8 protein-coding genes are annotated in these 6,750 nt (G+C 77.2%); 4 read left to right on the plus strand and 4 right to left on the minus strand.

Annotated elements, in window-relative coordinates; translation table 11 throughout:
* Positions 1-174 precede the first annotated feature (174 nt).
* From WCS02_RS15675 to WCS02_RS15685, 3 genes are read left to right on the plus strand one after another with little or no spacing between them, the layout of a single operon-like run.
* Positions 175-1,032, plus strand: coding sequence for a LysR family transcriptional regulator (locus WCS02_RS15675; RefSeq protein ID WP_340294912.1), 858 nt, complete (start codon positions 175-177; stop codon positions 1,030-1,032).
* Positions 1,029-1,448 (plus strand): DUF1810 domain-containing protein, encoded by a 420-nt coding sequence (locus tag WCS02_RS15680; protein WP_340294914.1) that lies wholly within the window; start codon positions 1,029-1,031, stop codon positions 1,446-1,448. Before WCS02_RS15675 ends, WCS02_RS15680 begins: the two co-directional genes overlap by 4 nt.
* 20 nt (positions 1,449-1,468) lie before the next feature.
* On the plus strand, positions 1,469-2,677 hold the full coding sequence (locus WCS02_RS15685; RefSeq protein ID WP_340294916.1) for a hypothetical protein: 1,209 nt from the start codon (positions 1,469-1,471) through the stop codon (positions 2,675-2,677).
* 3 nt (positions 2,678-2,680) lie between these two features.
* On the opposite strand, the gene WCS02_RS15690 is transcribed toward WCS02_RS15685, so the two are convergent.
* On the minus strand, positions 2,681-3,115 hold the full coding sequence (locus WCS02_RS15690) for a VOC family protein (RefSeq protein ID WP_340294918.1): 435 nt from the start codon (positions 3,113-3,115) through the stop codon (positions 2,681-2,683).
* Positions 3,116-3,157: 42 nt separating this feature from the next.
* Positions 3,158-4,558, minus strand: coding sequence for a dihydrolipoyl dehydrogenase family protein (locus WCS02_RS15695; protein ID WP_340294920.1), 1,401 nt, complete (start codon positions 4,556-4,558; stop codon positions 3,158-3,160).
* A 109-nt stretch (positions 4,559-4,667) separates the two neighbouring features.
* On the opposite strand from WCS02_RS15695, the gene WCS02_RS15700 reads away from it, so the two are divergent.
* Entirely contained in the window at positions 4,668-5,519 is an 852-nt protein-coding gene (locus WCS02_RS15700) for an aldo/keto reductase (RefSeq protein ID WP_340294922.1), read from the plus strand.
* Here the strand turns inward: WCS02_RS15700 and WCS02_RS15705 are convergent.
* Together WCS02_RS15705 and WCS02_RS15710 are read right to left on the minus strand one after the other, a co-directional pair.
* Entirely contained in the window at positions 5,504-5,869 is a 366-nt protein-coding gene (locus tag WCS02_RS15705) for a biopolymer transporter Tol (RefSeq protein ID WP_340294924.1), read from the minus strand. The genes WCS02_RS15700 and WCS02_RS15705 overlap by 16 nt on opposite strands.
* 1 nt (position 5,870) lies before the next feature.
* On the minus strand, positions 5,871-6,750 hold an 880-nt coding region (locus WCS02_RS15710; protein WP_340294926.1), incomplete at its 5' end, for an NHL repeat-containing protein.

The following is a 6,750-nucleotide window of genomic DNA, read 5'->3' on the forward strand; positions in this document are numbered from 1 at the left end:
GGCCGGGCCGGCGGGGCGGCAGCGGCCGTGGGGGGCGCGGTCGCCGCCGCGGCTGCCTCCCCGGGTGCCGTCGGCAGCCCGGCGCCCTCGGCGGTGGTCGTCATGGCGGTCAGCGTCGCCCGCGTGCCGGGCCTGCGAGAAATGCATGCAGGTGCCCAGCCATACGCTGGACGCATGGCTGTCGAGCTGCGCCACCTGCGCTGCCTGGTCGCCGTCGCCGACGAGGGCACGCTCACCGACGCCGGCATCGCGCTCGGGCTGTCGCAGGCCGCGGTGTCCCGGACCCTCGCCGCGCTGGAGCGCGACCTGGGCGTCCTGCTCGTCCGCCGGACCAGCCGCGAGACCAGCCTCACGCCCGAGGGGGCCCAGGTGCTCGCCCGGGCGAGGCGGCTGCTCGCCGACACCGACGACCTGGTCCGCGAGGCGACGACCGGGCAGCACGTGCTCCGGGTCGGGCACGCCTGGTCCGCGCTGGGCCGGCACACGCTGGCCTTCCAGCGGCGCTGGGCGGAGCGGCTGCCGGGCACCGGGCTGCAGCTGGTCCGCACGAACTCCCCGACCGCCGGGCTGGCCGAGGGCACCTGCCGGCTCGCGGTGCTGCGGGTGGAGCCGGACCCGGCGCGCTACGACAGCGCCGTGGTCGGGCTCGAGCGCCGCTTCCTCGCCGTGGCCGCCGACGACCCCTGGGCCCGGCGGCGCTCGGTGCGCCTGGCCGAGGTGAGCGGGCGCGTGCTGCTCGTCGACTCCCGCACCGGGTCCACGACGACCGCGCTGTGGCCGCCCGGGGCGCGGCCCGCCACCGAGCAGACCGAGGACATCGACGACTGGCTGGCGGTGGTCGCGACCGGCCGCTGCGTCGGCATCACCGCCGAGGCGACGGTCCAGCAGTACCCGCGCCCGGGCGTGGTCTACCGGCCCGTCGCCGACGCCGCGCCCGTCGTGGTCCGCCTGGCGTGGTGGCGCGGCGAGGAGCACCCGGCCACCGCCACCGCCGTGGCGGTCGCCACGGACCTCTACCGTGGCGCGCCATGAGCGGACCCGGTCTCCAGCGCTTCGTCGACGCCCAGGCGGGCGGCACCTACGAGCAGGCTCGTGCCGAGCTGCGCGCGGGCCGTAAGCAGACCCACTGGATGTGGTTCGTCCTGCCCCAGGTCGCCGGGCTGGGCCGCAGCAGCACGGCGCAGCACTACGCCCTCGACGGCCTGGACGAGGCCCGCGCCTACCTGGCGCACCCCGTCCTCGGGCCCCGGCTGCGGGAGTGCGCGCAGGCGCTGGCCGGGCTGGCCACGACCGACCCGGTGGCCGTCATGGGCCCGGTGGACGCGGTCAAGCTGCGGTCGTCGATGACGCTGTTCGCCCGGGCCGCACCCGGGGAGCCGGTGTTCGCCGAGGTGCTCGACCGGTTCTTCGCCGGCGAGGAGGACCCGGGGACCACCAGCCGGCTCTGAGCCCGGGCTACGGTGCCCGCGTGGTCACGGGGGACGACGGGCCTGCGCCCGCGGGCGGACGTGGTCGGCGACCCGTCGCCGTGGCCGCCGTGGTCGGCGCCCTGCTCGTCGGGGTCCTCCTGGCCCGGGGCGGCACCGCGGCCACGACCGACGAGCTCGCGGCGGCCGTCCCGTCCCCGGACGCGCCGACCTCCGCCGCGCCGTCCGCACCGCCGTCGGCCGCGGCGAACCTGGTCGACCTGGACGGCGTCGCCGACCTCCGCCTCGGCACGCGCCCGGCGGGAGGCACGACCGGGGTGAGCACCGGGGAGCAGTACCGGGTCGGCACCTCGGACGACGGCAGGTGCGCCCTGCTGCGGCCCGAGCTGCCGCCCGCGGGGCTGGACGTGCTGGTCTGGGAGGTGGACGGCGTCGTCGAGGCCGTCGTCATGGTGGCCCCCGGAGGGGCGAGCCCGGCCCGCACGACGTTCCGGGTGGACTTCGGCGACGACCTGGCCGGCCTGGCGCTGGAGCCCGGCGCCGTCCGCGGCACGGAGGCCGTCCCCGGCTCCCTGGTCGGCGCCGTCGGCCACGTCGAGGCGGAGCTCGACGGGGTGCACGTGCTCGCCTCGGACCTGGGCGACCGGGTCGGGGTGCAGTACCTGGAGGTGCGCACGGACGTGGGCCGCGGCTGCCGGACCGGCACACCGTGGGACGGCCCGGGTACGGCCGCCCCGGCACCGGACGACGACGCGGACGCCGACCTCCTGCCCGCCCCCGTCGCCGACCCCGTGCTCGACACCACCGGGCGCGGGCCGCTGGTCTACGGCCTGCCGACGGCCGGCCTGCAGGCGCTCGGGTTCGCCGAGGTCGGGGGGTTCGCCGCCCAGTCCGGCTGCGACCTGTGGGTGCCGGACCGGGACCGCCCGCCCGGGACCGGGGGCGTCGACACCGTCTGGACCCGGGAGGGCGAGGTCACCGGGATCGGCGTCGTCCGCGGTCGGCTGGCCGAGGGCCTCGAGGTCGGCGACGACGTCGAGGAGCTGTTCACGACCTTCCCCGAGCTCGCGGTGGACGGTGCCGACGGGCCGCTGCTGCCGCCGTTCCCGGCCCCGCTCGCCGACGGGCGCCGCATCGACGTCGGCCTGCAGGACACCTACGTCGTGCCCGCCTCGGTCGACGCCCTGCTGCCCACCCCGTGGCCGACCGTCACCTCGGTGACGGTGTGGTCCTCGCCCTGCGGGGTCTGAGCCTCAGCTGACGCAGAACTCGTTGCCCTCGGGGTCCTGCAGGACGGTCCAGGTGTGCGGTCCCTGCCGGCCCTCGCCGACGACCGTGGCCCCCCGCGCCACGAGCGAGCCCACCGTGGGCGGCTCCTCGCCGGGACCCGGGCGCAGGTCCAGGTGGACGCGGTTCTTGACCGCCTTGGGCTCGGGCACCTGCTGCAGGTACAGCCTGCCGCCGGGCCCGGGGTCGGCCCCCGGGCGGACGACGGCCGCCCCCGTGCGCCAGACGAGCGCGCCGCGGTGGGTCGTCGTGTCGGCCTCGGTGGCGTGCCCCTGCGCCAGCATCGAGCGGATGAAGCCCTCGTCCTGCGGCTCGACCTGCCAGCCGAGCGTCTCCGCCCACCAGTCGGCCAGCGCGTGCGGGTCCCGGCAGTCGATCGCGACCTGGAAGCTCATCGGCATGACCGGACGCTAGGACCGGCCACCGACAGGAGCAGGGCAGCGTCAGAGGCCGTAGTCCTCCAGCAGCCGCAGCCACACCTCGCTCATCGTCGGGTACGAGGGCACCGCGTGCCGGAGCCGGCGCAGCGGCACCTCGCCGACCACGGCGACCGTGGCGCTGTGCAGCAGGTCGGCGACGTCCTGGCCGACGAAGGTGGCCCCGACGACGACCCCGCGGTCCTCGTCGACCACCATGCAGGCCCGCCCCCGGTAGCCGTCGGCGTGCAGCGAGGCCCCGGCGACCGCGCCCAGGTCGTGCTCGACGGTGCGCACCCGCAGCCCGCGCTCCGCCGCCTGCGCGCCCGTGAGCCCGACGCTGGCGACCTCGGGGTCGGTGAACATCACCTGCGGCACCATGGCCTCGTCGGCCTCGGCGAGGTAGGCGGGCTCCTCGCCGCGGGAGCGGGCGACGACCGCGTCGCCGCACACCCGCGCCTGGTACTTGCCCTGGTGGGTGAGCAGCGCGCGGCCGTCGACGTCACCGGCGGCGTAGAGCCAGTCGACGCCCGTCACCCGGAGGCTGTCGTCGACCGGCACGGACGCGCCCGGCTCCAGGCCGACGACCTCCAGCCCGAGGTCGCCCGTGGCGGGGCGCCTGCCGGCCGCGACGAGCAGCTCGTCGCCGGTGACGGTGCTGCCGTCCTCCAGGTGCACGGTGACCGGGCCGCCGTCGCCGTCGCGCTCCACCCGCGCCACCGCGGCGCCGTGACGCACGTCGACGCCGTCCTCGAGGAGCTGCTGCTCGACCAGCTCGCCGGCGAAGCGCTCCTGCCGGGGCAGCAACCGCTCGCCCCGGTCCAGCACGACGACCTCGCTGCCGAGCCCGCGCCAGGCCTGCGCCATCTCCAGGCCGACGACGCCCGCCCCGAGGACCACGAGCCGCCCGGGCACCCGCGACGACGACGTGGCCTCGCGGCTGGTCCACGGGCGGGCGTCGCGCAGCCCGGGGACGTCCGGCACGGCCGCCGTCGTGCCGGTCGCCAGGACGACGGCGACGCGGGCCTCGACCTCCACGACCGTGCCGTCGGGGCCGGTGACGTCGACGCGCCGCTCGCCCACGAGCCGGCCGTGCCCGCGGAGCAGGCCGATGCCGGCCCCGTCGAGCCAGGCCACCTGGCCCGAGTCGTCCATCTGGCTGACGAAGGAATCGCGGCGGGCGAGCACGGCGGCCACGTCGAGCTCACCCGTCACGGCCTCCCGGGTGCCGGCGACGCGGCGGGCCGCGCGCAGGGCGTGCACCGGCCGCAGCAGCGCCTTGCTCGGCATGCACGCCCAGTAGGAGCACTCGCCGCCCACGAGCTCGGCCTCGACGACGAGCGCCGTCAGGCCGCCCGCCACCGCCCGCCCCGCGACGTTCTCGCCGGTCGGACCGGCACCCACCACGACGACGTCCACGGTCTGCACGGGGCCGTTCTACCGTGCCGCGCGGGCCCGGGGCCACGGGGCGGGGGTTCGGGCCCGGGCCGGCCGGGTAGGTGAGGACGGACCCACCCCCACCGCGAGGAGAGCACCCATGCCCGGCACCGTCCCCACCGTCAGCCTCAACGACGGCCGCGCGATCCCCCAGCTCGGCTTCGGCGTCTACCAGGTCGAGCCCGAGCAGACCGCGGAGGCCGTCGCGACCGCGCTCGAGGTCGGCTACCGCCACGTCGACACCGCCCAGATGTACGGCAACGAGGCTGGCGTCGGCGAGGCCGTGCGCGCCTCGGGCCTGGCGCGCGAGGACGTGTGGGTGACGAGCAAGCTCTCCAACGCCGCCCACGCCCCCGACGACGCCCGCCGCGCCTTCGACGAGACGCTCGCGGCGCTCGACCTCGGCTACGTCGACCTGTTCCTCGTGCACTGGCCGCTGACGGCCGTCGACGGTCTCGACATCGTCGCCACGTGGAAGGTGCTGGAGGAGCTCCACGCCGACGGCCGCGCCCGCTCGGTCGGCGTCTCCAACTTCCAGGTGCCCCACCTGCGCCGCCTGGCACAGGAGTGCGACGTCGTCCCCGCGGTCAACCAGGTCGAGGTGCACCCGTACCTGGCCAACGAGGAGGTCCGCGCCTACGGCCGGGACCACGGCATCGTCACCGAGGCCTGGTCGCCGATCGCCCAGGGTGCCGTGCTCACCGACCCGGCCGTCCTGGCCGTGGCCCGCGAGCTCGACCGCACGCCGGCCCAGGTGGTCCTGCGCTGGCACGTGCAGCGCGGCGACGTGGTGTTCCCCAAGTCCGTGACCGCCGAGCGCGTCCGCGAGAACTTCGCGCTCTTCGACTTCGAGCTCGACGGCAGCCAGATGGAGCAGCTCACCTCGCTCGACAAGGGCGAGGAAGGTCGGACCGGCCCGCACCCCGACACGTTCGACTACGTCCCGGGCTGAGCCCCGGACCCCGCCTCACCCGACACCTCCGCCCACCAGCCCGCGTACGGGCCGGTGCGCGCGAGGTGCCGGGTGAGGTCGGGGGCACCGTCGTCCCACCAGACCGGGCCGCGCTCGCCGAGGGCGTGCTTGGCGGCGTCGACCCGGGCCCTGGCCGCCTCCCGGGCCGCCTCGTCCCCCGCCCTCATGGCGGCGCCCTTGGCCCGGCGCGCGGACATGAGCTCCGCCGTCAGACCGGCCCGCTCCTCGTCGCCGAGCCGCGGGTCCGAGCGCCGCCACAGCCGCCCGCGCACGACGAGGTAGCGCCCGTCCGGCGTGACGGGCGGGCCCTCCCCCGTGCGCGGCGCCACGTCAGCGCGGGTCGAGCCGGACGACCTCCTGGTCGGTGGTGGGGCCGCTGGCGAACTTGCCGTTGACCACCCACAGCGAGCCGGCCTTGTAGAGCGCCGTCGTGGGCCGCTCGAGGTCGTCCGCGGCGGGCTCGTCCTTGGTGAGCGCCCCCGTGGTGCGGAACGTGCCGGCGGCCAGGTCGAGGTCGACCACCGCGACGGAGTCCTCGCCGAAGCCGAAGACGACGTACAGGGTCGAGCCTCGCAGCTCCAGGCCGTCGCCGGCGGTGAGGGTGCGCCCGCCGGTCTGCTCGAGGCGGTCGGCGACGCCGGTGGCCGGGTCGACGACGAGCAGGCTGCCCTGGTCGACGACGAGCAGGTCGCCGCCCGGCAGCGCACGGACGCCGTTGGCGTTGAAGCCCGCCGACTGGTCCCAGTCGCCGGTCAGCGGCAGCAGCGCGAGCGCGCCGCCGTCGCCGGTGCGGCGCGGCACGACGACGAGCTCGGCGTTCTGGGAGTCGGTGACGTAGACGCTGTCGCCGCTGAGGGCGACGTCGTTGAGGAAGCGGCCGGCCGGGCTGGCCGGGGCGGTGTACCGGGCCACGACCTCGCCGGTGCGCCCGTCGTAGCCGGTCACCGTGCCGGTCGGCCCGCCCGCGACCCACAGGGTGCCGGTGGTGCTGTCGAACGTCATGCCGATCGACGCGCCGCCGGGCGTGGGGGCCACGAGCACCTCGCCGGCCCCGGTCCGCAGGTCGCCGCGGTACACGGCGCCGCCGGTCGGGCCGGGGCGGGACCCGGCGTAGAAGGTGGTGCCGCGGCCGCCGGCGATGCCCTCGGGCGAGAAGTCCGCGGGCAGCTGGAGCGTGGCGGGGAACGGCCGGGCCGGGGCGGCCGAGGCC

This window comes from Aquipuribacter hungaricus, from assembly GCF_037860755.1.
Classification (GTDB): Bacteria; Actinomycetota; Actinomycetes; order Actinomycetales; family JBBAYJ01; genus Aquipuribacter; species Aquipuribacter hungaricus.